At 65.8% G+C, this 15857-nt stretch carries 12 protein-coding genes and 2 pseudogenes; 8 read left to right on the forward strand and 6 right to left on the reverse strand.

The window, feature by feature from the left end:
- Positions 1-138 precede the first annotated feature (138 nt).
- Complete coding sequence (locus IFT54_RS12770) at positions 139-1722, forward strand: Na+/H+ antiporter (RefSeq protein WP_342354827.1); 1584 nt, start codon at positions 139-141, stop codon at positions 1720-1722.
- A 51-nt stretch (positions 1723-1773) separates the two neighbouring features.
- Here IFT54_RS12770 and IFT54_RS12775 read toward each other — a convergent pair whose 3' ends face one another.
- Together IFT54_RS12775 and IFT54_RS12780 are read right to left on the reverse strand one after the other, a co-directional pair.
- Positions 1774-2364 carry an NADPH-dependent FMN reductase gene (locus IFT54_RS12775; protein ID WP_192070918.1) on the reverse strand — a complete coding sequence of 197 codons (591 nt, stop codon included), beginning with the start codon at positions 2362-2364 and terminating at the stop codon, positions 1774-1776.
- 72 nt (positions 2365-2436) lie between these two features.
- A pseudogene (locus tag IFT54_RS12780) lies at positions 2437-3263 on the reverse strand (alpha/beta fold hydrolase).
- 505 nt (positions 3264-3768) lie between these two features.
- On the opposite strand from IFT54_RS12780, the gene IFT54_RS12785 reads away from it, so the two are divergent.
- Genes IFT54_RS12785 through IFT54_RS12800 form a run of 4 tightly spaced genes read left to right on the forward strand, consistent with a single transcriptional unit; the run spans position 3769 to position 8160 of the window.
- Entirely contained in the window at positions 3769-4833 is a 1065-nt protein-coding gene (locus tag IFT54_RS12785) for a sensor histidine kinase (protein WP_192070919.1), read from the forward strand.
- Positions 4830-5561, forward strand: coding sequence for a response regulator (locus IFT54_RS12790; protein ID WP_192070920.1), 732 nt, complete (start codon positions 4830-4832; stop codon positions 5559-5561). Before IFT54_RS12785 ends, IFT54_RS12790 begins: the two co-directional genes overlap by 4 nt.
- A gap of 41 nt (positions 5562-5602) precedes the next feature.
- The gene (locus IFT54_RS12795; RefSeq protein WP_192070921.1) at positions 5603-6247 is read left to right on the forward strand and encodes a DUF6265 family protein; all 645 of its coding nucleotides are present in this window, start codon (positions 5603-5605) and stop codon (positions 6245-6247) included.
- The gene (locus IFT54_RS12800; protein WP_192070922.1) at positions 6244-8160 is read left to right on the forward strand and encodes an alpha/beta hydrolase-fold protein; all 1917 of its coding nucleotides are present in this window, start codon (positions 6244-6246) and stop codon (positions 8158-8160) included. Before IFT54_RS12795 ends, IFT54_RS12800 begins: the two co-directional genes overlap by 4 nt.
- 283 nt (positions 8161-8443) lie before the next feature.
- Here IFT54_RS12800 and mgrA read toward each other — a convergent pair whose 3' ends face one another.
- From mgrA to IFT54_RS21015, 3 genes and pseudogenes are all read right to left on the reverse strand, one after another.
- Positions 8444-9520, reverse strand: a complete 1077-nt coding sequence (gene mgrA, locus IFT54_RS12805) for an L-glyceraldehyde 3-phosphate reductase (protein ID WP_192070923.1) — start codon at positions 9518-9520, stop codon at positions 8444-8446.
- 146 nt (positions 9521-9666) lie between these two features.
- Positions 9667-10281, reverse strand: a complete 615-nt coding sequence (locus tag IFT54_RS21010; protein WP_446740676.1) for a DUF4336 domain-containing protein — start codon at positions 10279-10281, stop codon at positions 9667-9669.
- 717 nt (positions 10282-10998) lie between these two features.
- A pseudogene (locus IFT54_RS21015) lies at positions 10999-11823 on the reverse strand (epoxide hydrolase family protein); the annotation flags it as partial.
- A gap of 81 nt (positions 11824-11904) precedes the next feature.
- Between IFT54_RS21015 and IFT54_RS12815 the strand changes: the two are divergent.
- Genes IFT54_RS12815 through IFT54_RS12825 form a run of 3 tightly spaced genes read left to right on the forward strand, consistent with a single transcriptional unit; the run spans position 11905 to position 14851 of the window.
- Positions 11905-12882, forward strand: coding sequence for an SDR family oxidoreductase (locus IFT54_RS12815; RefSeq protein ID WP_192070924.1), 978 nt, complete (start codon positions 11905-11907; stop codon positions 12880-12882).
- Positions 12879-13379, forward strand: a complete 501-nt coding sequence (locus tag IFT54_RS12820; RefSeq protein ID WP_159511804.1) for a DUF427 domain-containing protein — start codon at positions 12879-12881, stop codon at positions 13377-13379. Before IFT54_RS12815 ends, IFT54_RS12820 begins: the two co-directional genes overlap by 4 nt.
- Positions 13373-14851: a deoxyribodipyrimidine photo-lyase gene (locus IFT54_RS12825; protein ID WP_192070925.1), complete on the forward strand. Its 1479-nt coding sequence runs from the start codon at positions 13373-13375 to the stop codon at positions 14849-14851. Before IFT54_RS12820 ends, IFT54_RS12825 begins: the two co-directional genes overlap by 7 nt.
- Before the next feature lie 394 nt (positions 14852-15245).
- Here the strand turns inward: IFT54_RS12825 and IFT54_RS12830 are convergent, their stop codons facing one another.
- Positions 15246-15845 carry a CC0125/CC1285 family lipoprotein gene (locus tag IFT54_RS12830; RefSeq protein WP_192070926.1) on the reverse strand — a complete coding sequence of 200 codons (600 nt, stop codon included), beginning with the start codon at positions 15843-15845 and terminating at the stop codon, positions 15246-15248.
- Positions 15846-15857 lie beyond the last annotated feature (12 nt).

Consider the following 15857-nt stretch of genomic DNA (forward strand, 5'->3'; position numbering starts at 1 on the left):
GCGACACTAGCGCGGCGAACGTGACGACGGCAATCGCCCGGGAACGGCCCAGTCCAAATGCGCGCGCGGCCCGATCGCATTGACGGCATTCGGGACAGCTTGCAGGACCACCGGGCGGGCAGAAAAAGGGGCGGCTCTGTGCATCCAGCGGCAAATTTCGAGCTGATCATCCTCATGTTCCTGGTGGTGCTGGGGCTTCACTATCTGGCCCGGCGTCTGTCGCTGCCACCAGCAGCCGCGCTGATCGTCGGCGGATGCGCCGTCGCCTTCGTGCCTGGCGTGCAAGGGATCGGGATCGATCCGGAGCTGGTCCTTGTCCTGTTTCTCCCACCCTTGCTGATGGACGGCGCGTGGTTCACCGCGGTAGCGCCATTCCGGCGGCACATGGCCGGCATTCTCTCGCTGGCGGTCGGCGCCGTCTTCTTCACCACGGCGGTTGTCGCGATCGTGACCAAGCTGCTGATGCCGGAACTGCCCTGGGCCGCCTGCGTCGCGCTGGGCGCGATCCTGTCGCCGCCCGACGCGGTATCCGCCCGTGCCGTGTTGCAGCGGGTGACGCTCCCGCGCAGGCTGACCACGCTGCTCGAGGGCGAGAGCCTGCTCAACGATGCCGCGGGGCTGGTGCTGTTCCGGTTTGCGGTGGCGGCGGTGCTGACCGGCAGCTTCCATCTGGGGGCGGCGACCGGAACGTTTTTCGTGCTGGTGGCGGGCGGCATCGCGGTCGGCGCGGTGATCGGCGGGCTCTGGGTAGTTCTGCTCCGCCGGCTCGGCGATGATACGCTGATGATCGCAGCGACCGTGCTGGTCTGCTGGAGCGCCTATATCGCGGGCGAACTGCTGCACGTGTCCGGCGTCATTGCCGTTGTCACTGCAGGCCTTGTCTGCGGCTGGTATCAGCATGTCGTCTTCACCGCCCGCGTACGCATCCGGGCGATGGCATTCTGGCAGGTGCTGGTGTTCCTTCTCGAAGCCACCGTATTCCTGCTCATCGGCCTGTCTTTGCGGGGGTTGCTTGACCGGGTCGGCGGGCTCGATATCGTCATAGACACGATGGCGCGGCCCGTGCTGCTGATCGTTCTGGCGGTCGTTGCCGCGCGGTTCCTGTGGATCTTCGCGGTCGATGCCGGCGTCGCCACCGGTCGCCGCATCGGATGGACGCGACAGCAACCGCTCGGAACGCGTGCGGCGGTGGTGATGAGCTGGGCCGGGATGCGCGGCGTGGTGACGCTTGCGGTTGCGCTCTCGCTGCCCGAGGCGATGCCGGCGCGGGATCTGATGCTCGTCACCGCCTTTGTCGTGATCCTCGTTACCGTCCTGGTGCAGGGCACCTCGCTCGGCTGGGTCATCCGGACCCTGAAGCCCTATGACGACGGCAGCGCGCGACCGCCGCTCGATCTGCACGCGGCGGAGATGATGCTGTTCCAGGCGCAGTTGGCGCTTGTCGAGCGCGAGGCGGTGGCGGTCGACGGCACGGTCATCCATCCGCAGCTCCTGCGGCGCTACCGGACCCGTGCAACCGCAGCGGATGCGTTCGACGGGACAGTGGAGGAGCGCAACGTGGCGATCGCGAGCCATTTCGACGTCATCATCGCCGCGGTCGCGGCCGGCCGCGCCGAGCTGGTTCGCCTGCACCGTGCCGGTCGTATCGATGACGAGACGCTCCACGATCTCGAGCATGATCTCGATCTGGAGGAGCTGGCCGCAGCGGCAGCGAAGGGGTGAACAAGCTTGGTTGCTTGGAGCCGTGATGAAGAGGCGTGGACTTCGGCCGGATCAATAGGGCGGATCACGCCTCTCACGCTGGGCGCGGGCGGCCTGCGTCCACCAGCCGAGATCGTCGGCGAAGCGCGGGAAGGCACGGGTGAGGGCGGCGCCACCGTCGCCCGCCGGTTCTCCACTCGCATCGAAGGCGTGGCCGATCCCACCCACCGCGATCGTGCTGGACACCGCCACCATGCCCATTTCGGACAGGATGCCGTGCCATGCGAGACCGGCACGCGCACCGGCGAACCGTCCGGCCGAATAGCTGACGATCGCCGCTGGCCGCCAGTACCATTCCTCCAGGAAGTGGTCGGTGAGGTTCTTGAGCCCGGGCTGCACGCCCCAATTATATTCGCCGGCCACGAAGACGAAGGCGTCGGCCGTCCTGATCTTTTCGGCGAGTGCCTCCATTGCCGGGGGTGCCTCACCACTGGGATGTTCCTTGTACATGCGGTCGAGCATGGGAAGGTCGACCGCCCTGGCGTCGATGAGCTCGGCCGATGCACCGCGTTCGGCAAAGGCGCGGACGAGCCACTCGGCGAGGCGAATGCCCTGCCGGTCGGAACGATAGGAGCCGTAGAAGATCAGAACCCGATCGGGCATCGCGGCAATTCCTTGTGAAGCGTGTCGTGCAGAGGCACGGAGCGCGCCATCGCTCCGTGCCCTGCCCGGGGCTCAGCCTTCGATGAAGGCGAGCAGATCGGCGTTGATCCGATCGGCGTTGGTAACCGGCATGCCGTGGGGAAAGCCGGGGTAGGAGATGAGCTTGGCGTCTTTCACGATTTCAGCCGACATCTTGCCGGTGGTGGCGAACGGAACCACCTGGTCGTCCTCGCCGTGCAGGACCAGCGTCGGCACGTCGATCGCCTTGAGATCGTCGGTGAAGTCGGTCTCCGAAAAGGCCTTGATGCCGAGCGTATGGGCAAGCGCCGAGCCCATCATGCCCTGGCGCCACCAGTTGAGCCGCACCGCCTCCTTCACCTCCGCGCCGTCGCGGTTGTATCCGAAGAAGGGCAGCGTGAAGTCATAATAGAATTGCGAACGGTCGTGGCCGTCTGCTCGCGGACCATGTCGAATACGTCCATCGGCACGCCGTCCGGGTTGGTATCGGTCTTGACCATGATCGGTGCGACCGCACTGACCAGCACGGCCTTTTTGACCCGCCCGGGCTTGGTGCGCGCGACATAGCGGGCGACCTCGCCACCGCCGGTCGAGTGGCCGACATGGACGGCATCGCGCAGATCGAGCGCGTCGGTCAGCGCGATGACGTCGGCGACATAGCTGTCCATGTCGTGACCGCTCGCCGACTGGGTCGAACGGCCATGCCCGCGGCGGTCATGCGCGATGACACGATAGCCCTTCTGGACGAAGAACATCATCTGCGCGTCCCAGTCATCCGAACTGAGCGGCCAGCCGTGGTGGAACATGACGACGGGCGCATCCGTGTTGCCCCAGTCCTTGTAGAAGATTTCGGTCTTGTCGACGGTGGTGACGAACGGCATTCGATGTCTCCTCGGGCTTGGTCGGGTACGCGGCACGCTACAGAGTGAAGGTGACAATCAGGCGGCGTCGACGAGGACGATCTCTCTATCCTCGATAGCGGTCATGCGCAGCACGGCCTAGTCGGCAACGGCGGGTCCCTCTCGCCGATCGAGACGCGTGAAGTTGACCTTGATTGACCCGATCGCCGGTATCAAGTCGCTACACTGGTCGGCGCCGACCGGATATTCGGCGATTGCCTTTGGCAGGGCCTGCACCGCGTCGGAATGCGCCGCCTCGCGCGCATCGCGACACCGACGCAATAGACGTTGGCGAGGCAGAATTCGTCGGTCGCGAATTTGGGGAGCACGCGGACGTCGGCGGCTTCGAACCGATCGTGCGGGGTTAAGCGGACGATCTGTATCGGAACTGCATTTATCGCAGTTGAGCAGTTCTATTGCATTCATCCTTCAGGTCCGGTCCCTGCCACGCGGCTGTTCAATGTCGGGCGAATGTGCATGATTGGCCATGACCGCAGCGTATCGCCAAGGCGTCCTTCGCTATCTGGGCATTTGGGCCGCGTGGCTGGCGATCGCGGTGGTGACGGCGTTCCAGACCTATGCCGCGGGTTTCGCGGGTGGGCCAAAGCTCGCGCTGGGGCAGGCATTGGTCAATGGGCTGATCTGGTATTCGGCCTGGGCAGCACTGACGCCCGGGGTTGTGAGCGTGGCGCGAGCGTTCGCAGACGAGCGGCGGCTGGGCAGGCTGCTGGTCATCCATCTGGCCTTCGGGCTGCTCTTCGCGGTGCTGCATGCGGTGCTCTACAGCGCGGTGAACGCGATGATCTATGTCCGCGCGCCCTGGGCGCCGTGGAGCAATGCGCTGCTGATCACGAAGCTGGCGACCAGCATCCACGTCCATCTGATGATCTACGCGCTGCTCGTCGCGATCGTGCTCGGCGCGCGCGCCTATCGGACGATGCGCGATCGCGAAGTCGCGGCGGCGCGGCTGGAGGCGCAGCTCGCAGAGGCGGAAACCGCGGCGCTGCGCGCGCAGTTGCAGCCGCACTTCCTGTTCAACACGCTCAACGCCATTTCCGCGCTGGTGCCCGACGATCCGATCGTCGCCCAGCGGCTGATCGCGCGGCTGGGCGATCTGCTGCGGCTGTCGATCGATCAGCGCAGGTCGCAGCACAGCGCGCTTGCCGATGAACTCGACTTTACCGACACCTATCTGGCGATCGAGGAAGCCCGGTTGGGCGAGCGACTGCGGATCGTCCGCGCCATCGCGCCCGGGTTGGAAACCGTCCAGGTGCCGGCGCTGCTGCTGCAGCCGCTGGTCGAGAACGCGGTGCGCCACGGGATTGCGCCGACGATCGAAGGTGGCACGCTGACGATCGAGGCGAAGCCCGCGGGTGACATGCTGCGGATCAGCATCGCCGACGACGGCAAGGGCGCGGGCGCGATCCGCGAGGGCGTCGGGCTCGGCAACGCACGGCTGCGGTTGCGCCAGCTCCATGGCGAGCGCCAGTCGCTTGAGATCGACACGGCGCCGGGCGAGGGCTTCCGCGTCATCATCCTGGTGCCGCGGTGATCCGGACCCTGATCATCGACGACGAGCCGCTGGCACGCCGCGCGGTGCGCCAGTCGCTGGCAGGGCCCGACGATTTCGAAGTGGTCGGCGAAGCGGGGCACGGGGCGGAAGCAGTGGCGGCAATCGGCACGCTGCGGCCCGACCTTGTGTTCCTCGACGTCCAGATGCCCGAGATGGACGGCTTCGGCGTGATCGAGGCGATCGGGGTGGATGCGATGCCGCTGGTCGTGTTCGTGACGGCGTTTGACGCCTATGCGGTGCGCGCGTTCGAGTCGGAGGCGCTGGATTACCTGCTCAAGCCGTTCGACGACCAGCGCTTTGCCCGCGTTATCGAGCGGGTGCGGCGACAGATCGGCACGGGCGACGGCCCGCGCGACGGGATGCGATCGCTGCTCGGTGGGCAGGGACCGCTCATCGCGCGCGGCGGTGGCTCGGCGCACCTAATTCGGCTCGACGAGATCGACTGGATCAGTGCGGCCGGCGACTATGCCGAGGTCCATGCCGGTGGACGCAGCTTGCTGATCCACGAACCCCTGACGTCGCTCGAGACGCGATTGCCCCAGGCTGCGTTCGCGCGGATCCATCGCGCCGCGATCGTCCGGCTCGACGGGTTGGTCGAAGTCCGGCCCGGCACGCACGGCGACGGTGTGGTGCGGCTGGCGTGCGGCGCGGAGCTCCGGTTCAGCCGGCGATATCGCGAGCCAATCGACGTCTACCTCACCCGCTGATCCCGCTCGGCGATCCGCCGAACCCGCCCGGCGAAAATCCATTGCCGGCGAACCCCGTTCCGGGCCCGTATGCCGCTCAACCAAAACAGGGGGTGGGCATGGGGTTGAGCCACAGGGCATATGCCCGTTTCAGGTTTCCGACGGCGGTGTTCGCGCTGGCGATCCTGTTCCCCGCAAGCCCTTCATCGGCGCAACGCGCCAACCCCCGGGCCATGATCAAGCTCCACGCCGAAGGCCGCCAGGCGCCGCGTGCGACGATCGCCGACATGGCGTGGATCGAGGGCCACTGGATCGGCGACATGCCCGATGGGCCGGTCGAGCACGTGCTTCTCAGTCCTCGCTTTGGGCAGCTTCCGGGCTTCGTCCGTGCGCTCGCTCCCCAGAATCTCGCCTTTTACGAGATCGGCGTGTTCGCCGAGATTGGCAATTCGCTGACGCTTCGGGTCAAGCACTTCACGCCGGAACTCGCCGGCTGGGAAGCGCAGGCGGCTTATATCGACCGTCCGCTGGTCGATCGCGATTCGACCAGCTTCTACTTCGACGGCGCGACTTTCTCGCGAACCGGGCTGGATAGCTTCACGGTCTATTTCCTCAATCGCTCGGCGGGCCAGGAACGCGAGACACTCGTGATTCCCTTCCGGCGTACATCAGGCCCCACGTGGCAAAGCGATGGAGCGTCGTCATGACCGGGCTCCGCAAGCTTTGCGCCGTTGCCTGTTGCTTGCTGGCGCTGTTCGTCGCTCCGGCGATGGCGCAGCCGCAGGGCCGGCTGGTTGTCAGCACGCTGCAATCGACCAGCTTCGCCGGCAGCAAGATCGGCATCTCGCCAGTCCGCAACCTCACGGTCTACCTGCCGCCGCGCTACGCCGAGGCAGGCAAGCGATTTCCCGTCCTCTACTTCCTCAACTATTTCTTCGAAGATCACCGCGAACCCTTCGCCAGCCACGGCGCAAAGGCGTTGCTGGACAAGACGATAGGGCAGGGTCTGATCGGCGACGTCATCGTCGTGACCGCCGACTTCACGACCCCCGCGGGCAGTTCATGGTACGTGAATTCGCCGGCGACGGGCAATTGGGAGGATTTCATGGTGCGCGAGCTGGTGCCGCACATCGATGCCACCTACCGCACGCTCGCCACCCGGGATTCGCGCGGGATCGCGGGGGACGGTCCGGGGGCTTATGGCGCGATCCGCTTCGGGATGCGCCATCCCGAAATATTCGGCGCGGTCTATGGCATGCAGCCGGTGGCGAGCGGCCCCAATATCCAGCCGACGCACAGCCGCCCGAACTTGGAACGCATGGCGCGCGCGACATCGCTCGACGATCTGCGGGACGACGGCTTCTCGCTGATCTTCACGTCGATCTATCAGGCCTTCGCGCCGAACCCGAACCGACCGCCGCTGTTCTTCGATCCACCGGCGCGGCGTGTCGACGGGCGCATCGTAGTGGACAGCGACCGTACGGCGCGTTTCAAACAGGGATTCGCGCTGACGGCCTTGCTCCCCGCTTATGCCGACAATCTCAAATCGCTGCGGGGCTTCAAGTTCGACTGGGGGCGTCAGGACACGCTGGTCGATCATGTCTATGGCGCGCAGGCGTTCTCCAATCTCCTTGCCGAATATGGCGTTCCACACGAAGCCGAGGAGCATGGCGGCGGCTTTCGCGACCGCCATTGGGGCGAGCAGGGGCGGTTCTATACCGATATGCTGCCCTTCTTCGCGCGGCACCTGATGTTCGGACCTCCCGCGACGCCGACCGAACGCGTCAACGCCGCGCACGCTAAGCTGCGTCAGGCGATGCTTGCCAATGATGCCGATGCCCGCGCCATGCTCTACCGCGCCGATGCGCGCTCGATGCCCGAATATCAGCCGGTGCTGATCGGCACGCGCCAGATCGCGGCCTATCACCGCGCGATGCGCGAACGGCGGCAGGTGATCAGCTATGTGCCGGTCACGAGCGAAGTCTTCGACCTGGGCAGCACACTGGTCGAGATCGGAACCTTCACGATCCGCTGGTCCGACCGCACCGATGAGGAGCGCGGAAAATACGCGCATGTCTGGGGCGTCGAGCGGGACGGCAGCCTCAGGCTCAAGGCCGACACCTGGGGTTATTTCCGCCCACTGGCCGATCCCGCGGGCTTCTTCACCGCGATCCCGGAGCCGTCGTCCTCGCCCATCCCGCTAGCCGCAGGCGATCGGTCCGTGGGCGAATTCCTACGGGCGCATAACGACCGCGACGCCGAAGCCGTGCGGACCAAGGATGTCGAGGCGAAGCTCGTGGATTATACCGACGACGCCATCTTCATGCCCTTCGCCGAAACGCCCAAACCCGGCATGGCCGAGATCCGCCCCTATCTGACCGCCTATACTGCAGCGGGAAGCGGCGCGACCTTCCGCGACGTGCGGGTCTGGACCCTGGCGTTCGAAAATCACGGTGCGTGGGTGATCGAATATCCCAAATTCCGCGTCGAGTGGACCGCGGGGGGCCAGTCCGGCACCGTCATGGGCGGCGGCATACGGCTGTGGCAGCGTCAGGCTGGCGGCTCGCTCAAGCTGCATCGCCAGATCGGAACACACGACCATGTCGTCCCGGCCCGGTAAGGCGGCGCCCCGCTTGGTCCGGATCGGAAGCAGGCATTCCGCTATCAGCCTGACATCGGAGCTCTTCGTTCGAGGCGAGCATCTACGAGCGTCGCGAGTTTCTCAGATCACGACGGGGCAAGGCTCAAGAAACGTAATTTGCTCAAACAGATTACGATTTCGCGTATTTTAACAATTGTTTGCGGCGCTGTCGGCGAACGTAACCGGGCATGAACGGATGTCCGAAGGTTGGGCGCGCAAACGCCGCCTGGAATGTCCCGAAGGCGGTCGTCCTGGCCGTTGTTCAGGCGGGCACTCCTTGCGCTGTCGGCAGTGCAGTGATGTCAGATGATCCCGACCAGAGATTGACGCCACCATCGTCGGCCGCGTTGTCGATCGCGGTGAGTTCGTCGGCGGAAAAGTCGAGCGTCTTCACCGAGTCGAGGGAGTCGTCGAGCTGTTCGACCGTGCGGGCGCCGATCAGCGCCGACGTGACGCGCGGGTCGCGCAAGACCCACGCGATCGCCATCTGGGCCAGGGTTTGTCCGCGCTCACCTGCGATATCGTTCAGGGTACGGATGGCAGCAAGGTTCCGATCCGTAAGCAAGGCCTGTGACAGCGACCCGTCACGGGTGGCTCGCGCATCCTGCGGGACGCCCTGGAGGTATTTATTCGTCAGCATGCCCTGCGCCAAGGGTGAGAAGGCAATGCAGCCGACGCCCAGCTCCTCCAGCGTCGCCAGCAGATCGCGCTCGATCCACCGGTTCAGGATCGAATAGCTGGGCTGGTGGATGAACAGCGGCACCTTTTCCGCGGCCAGGATCTCGGCCGCACGGCGGGTCAGCCCCGGCTCGTAGGAGGAGATGCCGACATACAGTGCCTTGCCCTGTCGATGAAGCTGCACCAACGCACCCATCGTCTCCTCGAGCGGGGTCGCGGCATCCACCCGGTGCGAATAGAAGATGTCGACATAGTCGAGGCCCATCCGCTTGAGGCTCTGGTCGCAACTCGCAATCAGGTATTTTTTGGATGAACCGACATCCCCATACGGTCCGGGCCACATGTCCCAACCCGCCTTGGTCGAGATGATGAGTTCGTCGCGATGGGCCGCGAAATCAGAGGCGAGGACGCGACCGACATTCTCCTCCGCCGAGCCATAGGGCGGGCCGTAATTGTTGGCGAGATCGAAGTGGGTCACGCCACGATCAAATGCCCGCCGCAGGATGGCTCGCCCCGTCTCGAACACATCCTGTCCACCGAAGTTCTGCCACAGCCCCAGGCTGATTGCCGGGAGCCTCAGCCCGCTTCGGCCGGTGCGTCGATAGGGCATGCCGCTGTCATACCGGAGCGGGGACGCGACGTACGGACGGGGAAACGACATTGGTGACTCCTTGTAAACGTCTTCGATGCGCAACGCGCAAACCGTTTCGGCGCAGCGTGCATCACTTTTCTAAACTGCCTCGATCGCGTCGGGCAGGTGCGCGATGCAGCGCTGCAGTTAGGCACGGAAGCTGCCCTAAGGCCCGCCTAGATCAGCCATTCGAAAGCACGCTTCAGTCGTGCAGCACCATTGGAGTCGAACGGCTGACCATGAGCGAAGATCACCCGGTCAGGCTCGAGCGCCACGATCGCTCGCACCGCTTTTCGAGCGTCCGCGCCGCCTAGCCGTACTGGTAGCCGAAGGTACCGTGCGGTCGTGCCGTCCGTGGCAGCGGAGGCCTGCATCAATAGCCGCGTGACAGGCGGCAGCTTGTCAGGATCGAGGTTTTCGATGAGGTCGACTAGCACGAGCGTCCTGGTCTGCCGGTGGAAGAACCAAATCTCGTTAAAGCCAGCCCCTGCCGGCACCATGCCTTGATCAAGCGTGTCCGACCATTCGGCCGGGGCCGTTCCACCGAGTTCGGCATCGAACCGCACCGACGATGCGCGGACCTGTGCCCGGTCCCGCAGCCCTGGCGCAGCCCAGGTGGTCGCATCCGGGTAGGCCCGTTGCCAATCGGCAATGTATGTCCAGTGCGCGATGTTGGGGGCAACGAGATGCCGTACCCGGCCCAGCGCTTCGATCGCCCTGGCCAGCTCGGCCGAATAGGGGGTCGGTGAATGCAGCAGCAGATCGCCGTTTTCGAGCCGGATGATCGTCATGCGCACGGGCAACGCTATCCCCATCGCGTTTATTGGTCCGCTGTCGACGATCCAGACGCCCTCGGCAAAAGCTTTCGGGACATCCAGTGGCGGGTAGGTCGCGCGATGCCGGGCTTGGGTATCGTCCGGGCGTCGATGACTATCCGCCAACGTCCAAAATCCAAGGGCGGCAACGCCGATGACACCCGCCGCGCCGGCGATCCGACGCCGTCTGCGCGCTTTCGAGGACGCCTGGTCGGCAAAGAAGCGTCGCATATCCGCCAGCAGGAGACCGGGCTGTTCGAGCGCCGCGAAATGGCCACCTGCCTTCATCTCGTTCCAGTGGACGATGTTGTAGGTCTTGCGCGCCTGCGAGCGCGGGGGCGGCGGGAAGACGGGATCGGGGAAGGCTGCGACGCCGGTCGGCACCTTGATACGGCTGCCTGCCGGAAGTTCGCCCGAACCCTCCAGCATACGGCCGCGATACATCCAGGTGGACGTGATGAAGGACCCCTCGACGAGGTACAGCATGATGTTGGTGAGGAGTGTATCCTCATCGAACACCTGCCAGAGATCGGGCCGACCCTGTTCATCACGCGGCACGTCCGCCCAAGCGCCGAACTTTTCCAGAATCCAGGCGGCAACGCCGACGGGACTATCCGACATGGCAATGCCGAGCGTCTGCGGACGCGTGCCTTGCTCCTGTGCGTAGCCGGTTTCCTCTTTCGCCAGCGTAGCACGTCGGGCCGCCCAAGCGAGTTCGTCGGGCGTCTTTGGCGATATGTCCGCCGCCTGAAGGAGCACCATGTTGAGGTGCAGCGCGGCCACGGCTTCGGGATGATCGTGCGCCATCCAGCTCCCAATCGCCGCGCCCCAGTCACCACCTTGTACCAGAAAGCGCGCATCGCCGAAAAGCTCGGTCATCAGACCGTGCATCAACTCGCCCGTCCGGCGCGGTCCGATCGGCGCGGCGGGGCGCCCGGAAAAGGCGTAGCCCGGAAGCGAGGGCACGACGACGTCATGGCCGTCGGCGACCAATGGCGCGATGAGCGCCTCGAATTCCATGAACGAGCCCGGCCAGCCATGCAGCAGGAGCAGGGGCGCGCGCGACCCATCGCCCCGCGCATGAATGAAGTGAAGCTTTTCACCCAGCACCTCCGTCGTGAACTGGGGTAGAGCATTCAGCCGACGTTCCTGCGCGCGCCAGTCGAACCGCATGCGCCAATGGTCCACGAGCCGCTTGAGGTCCGCAAGGCCGACCCCTGACGTCCAGCTTCCGGCGTCCGGCAGCGCGCCCCAGTCGAACGATGCGACCTTGGCGTTGATGCCGGCGAGCCGCTCGTCGGGTACTGCAATCGTAAAGGGCTTTGCCATCTCGTGTCCTTGCGTTCCAAGGGCGCGCGCCCCGTCTCGAGCAACACCAACGCACGGACCTGCGTCGCGTTCAAAATCGTCCGGCATTCCGTAGTGAGAGCACCTCTCGAAGCTAGTGTCCGATACGGTAAGATGCGTACCGCGGCGCTCGTGGGACACCGCAGCGCCTTCAGAACGTTTAGGGGTCATGCATGACAACAGGCCAGCCTCTCCGACGCGACATCGTCCTCCCGCCGACGCTGTGCGGCCAAGCCCCCCGAGCAAGATCCGATGAGCGCGGACCTCTCATTCGCTGGACACCGGGTGGTGATCACCGGTGCATCGAGCGGTATCGGCGCGGCGACGGCGGTGGCCTTCGCGGCGGCGGGTGCACGGGTCGTCCTGGGTGCCCGCGGCAGGGAAGGGCTGGACGACGTCGCTAGCCGCTGTGCCGCGGCGGGCCGAATTGCGATCGTCCGATCCGTCGACTGTACCGATGCAGCAGCGGTGGCGACATTCGCTGCCGAGGCCCGCGACCTGCTCGGTGGCATCGACCTGTGGTTCAGTTGCGAGGGCGTTGGCGTGCTCGGCCGGTACGAGGACGTGCCGATCGCAGACCATGCGCGCGTCGTCGACGTGAACCTCGTCGCTCACATGAATGACGTGCACGCGGTGCTGCCGATTTTCCTCGCGCAGGATCGCGGCACCTGGGTCAACATGATCTCGGCTGGCGGCTTCGTCGCCACGCCGTATGCGGCGGCCTATTCGGCGAGCAAGTTCGGGTTGCGCGGGTTCAGTGCGGCACTCCGCGGCGAGGTGTCGAAGCGCCCGCGCATCCATATATGCGACGTCTGTCCGACCTTCGTCGACACGCCCGGCGTCGACCACGCCGGCAACTATACGGGCGCACGGCTCTCTTTGCCGCCGGGTTCGCTCGCACCCGAGACGGTTGCGAAGGCCGTCGTGGGGCTCGCCACGCGACCCCGCAATCTCACCGCAGTCGGCGCGCCGGCGATCGCCTTCAAGCTGGGGGAGTTCGCAGCGCCGAACCTGCTGGCGGCGATCCTGAGCGGCTTCCTCGACACCTGGTCAGCGCGCGCACCCGACGGTGACGACAGCGACGGGGTATTGTTCGAGCCCGGCGTCGCAGCCGGTCCGGATGGCGGCCGACGCGATCCGCACCGGGGGCGCAAGGTCGCGGCTGCGACGTCCGGTATCGCGGTGCTCGGCCTTGCGGGTATCGGCATCTGGCTCGGTCGTCGCCGGTGAGCGACAACGACCGCGATCCTTCACTCGCGCCCGGCCAGGAGAGCGTGTGGCGCTTTCCTCGCCCGGCCATCGCCGAAGCGAGCGAGCGGTGGATCCGCATCGAGCATCGCGGCGTCCTCGTCGCCGATACGCGCCGGGCTGTCCGCACGCTGGAGACCAGCCATCCGCCCAGCTGGTACCTGCCGCCAGACGCTCTGAACCTCGGCCTGCTTCGCCGTTCGGAGCGACGTTCGTTCTGCGAGTGGAAGGGCCACGCGGTCTACTGGCACCTGGCGATCGGAGCCGAAGTGCTGCGCGACGTGGCGTGGAGCTATCCGGAGCCGACGCCGGCCTTTGCGGTATTGCGCGACCATGTCGCCTTCTATGCCGGTCCGCTCGATAGATGCACGGTGGACGGCGAGCAGGTGGTCCCGCAGCCCGGCGGGTTTTACGGCGGCTGGATAACGTCGGACCTTGTGGGGCCGTTCAAAGGCATACCGGGCAGCATGGGATGGTGACGGCCGTTCTGCCTGCCGGTCTTCGCGACTGGCGAGAAGCGCCGCGCGTGCGGGTGCTGAACGACCGTGCGGTGAACGTCAGTGGCCGTTACGTCCTGTGCTGGCTGCAGCAGGCGCTGCGGGCCCGGGACAATCCGGTGATCGATGCGAGCATTCTGCTCGGCAACGCGCTGGGTTTGCCGGTCCTGGTGTATCACGGCGTGCGCGAGGATTATCCCTATGCCTCCGACCGGCTGCATCACTTTATCCTGGCGGCGAGCCGCGACCTTGGTACCGGGTGCACGAAGCGTGGTCTGGCCTGCGTTCACCACGTCGATCGGGCTGGGCACCGTGAAAAAGGTCTCGTGCACCGGCTTGGCGCCGATGCGGCGGCGATTGTGCTGGAGGACCAGCCGACCTTCGTCGCCCGCTGGCAGTCCGAGCGGGTGGCCGCCCGCGCCGCGGCGCCGGTCTACGCGGTCGAGGCTGCGTGCCTGGTACCCCCGGCCGTGCTGGGCGACGACATCCGTGGACGGTCGGGGTTCCTGCGACGCCACGAACCCGAGCGGCTCAACTGGGTGGAGACGGAGGAGGCGGTGCCCGAACAGCCCGCATACGCCGGGACGCTGCCCTTCACGCCGGACAGGTTGGAGACATGCGATCTCGACGCGCTGGTGAACAGTCTCGCGATCGATCATACGGTGCCGGTCAGCGACCTACACCCGGCCGGCCGGGGCGCGGCAGAGGAACGGCTGCGTCGGCTGGTGACCGAGGTGCTGCCCGGCTATGCATCAGCGCGCAACGACGCCACGCGCGCGGACGGCGCCAGCGGATTGTCGCCCTATCTGCACTTTGGCGTGCTGGGCCCGTGCGAGGTGATGGCCGCGGTCGCCGCGGCTGATGCAGGTAGCAAGCACAAGGCAAAGTTCGCCGACGAGCTCCTCGGATGGCGCGAGTGGTTCCACTACCAGGCGCGGAATCTTGCCGCGCCGGAGCGCTACGACCGCGTCGCCGGCTGGGCAGTCGACACGCTCGCAGAGCATGCCGCCGATCCCCGACCCGAACTGGAGACGTTGAGCGCGATGCTTCACGGCGAGACGCGCGACGAGACCTGGAATGCCTGCCAGAAGCAATTCCTCGTCGACGGCTGGATGCACAACAACCTGCGGATGTACTGGGGCAAGCGCATCATCGCGATGACGCCCAGCCCGGAAGCGGCATGGTCTACCGCCTGCTATCTCAACGACCGGCTCAGCCTCGACGGTCGCGACCCGTCGACCTACGGCAACATCGCCGCGATCTTCGCCGGTTCGCCATCGGACCGCGAGCGACCGATCTACGGGCGCGTCTCGACACGCGGCGACGGCTCCACCCGGCGCAGGGACGGCGGCGAAGAATGGCTCGCCGCGGCAGCGTCAAGGGCGGTGCCGCGGGTATCGGTTCCGACAGAGGTGCCGGTCGATCCGTATCTCACCGGCGAGCCGACTGTCTGAGCGGTCGTTCGGCAGGGGGGGGCTTTGACCTGCAGATGCGGCCGAACAAACGCCTGCATTCCCGGCCTCTCTGCCATAGCTTCCCATGCGTCACCACCGCGCCCGTCTTCAGAATGCCGATGATTTGCTGCTTCACCCGTCCATTCCGAGTGCGGATCCCGGCTCCAAATCGAGGGGAAAAACGGGGGCGCTTCTCATCCGGCGCCCGCTGGCATTCTCTCGCATTGGTTTGTCAGGATCGGCGATGGTCATGCACCGAAACTCGGTGCTGCCCAACCGACCGAGCCTGCGTCTCGCGCAAAAAAAAGCGGGGCGGCCGTGCGCCGCCCCAAGGGGGGGGTGTTAGCGACCAGTGTACCGGTCGATCGAGGGTGTCCGATCGGCACGCTGCGCGTTATTTGCGTTTTCCCCGTATCTGTTCGATCACGTCCGTAGCAGCGTATATTGTCGGCTGCGTAGTGAGCCCTGGAAACGAGGCCTGGTCGCCCGATCCCATCTGGATCACGACCGTGGTCTGTGCAGACTGGCTCGGACGCCAGCGTTCCAGCACCTGGTAGGGAACGTCACCGCCGCCAAAGCCACCCGTCGTAGGGCCATTCGGCACGGCTGCATCGGCCACCCCTGGAGGGCTGCCAGCCTGACTGGCCGAACCCACCGAAGCGCTGGCGCCGGTCCCTGTAGAGAAGCTCGGCCCGGTTTTGTCGCGCAGGTCGGAGCCACCGGCAGCAAGGTCGCGTGTCTCGGCCTTGATGACGGCGAACCACTCCTTACCCGCATCCTGGGTGAGTTCCGCCGCCCGCAACATGGCGAATTTGGCGACATCATCGGGCTTTGCGCCTTTTGCGCCGGTGTAGACGATGGTCACCCTGCCGTCGGCGGCAACGGACGACTGATAACCAACGTCACTTGCCGCCTTCGCGGCCTTATACCCCTTTTGCGCAGCAGCCGGGGTGCAGATCAGCGCCGCTACTATCAGGACTGCATATTTCATCATGCCCTCCATCAC

Origin of the sequence: Sphingomonas sp. CFBP 13714, from assembly GCF_014842205.1 — a bacterium.
Lineage (GTDB): Bacteria > Pseudomonadota > Alphaproteobacteria > Sphingomonadales > Sphingomonadaceae > Sphingomonas > Sphingomonas aerolata.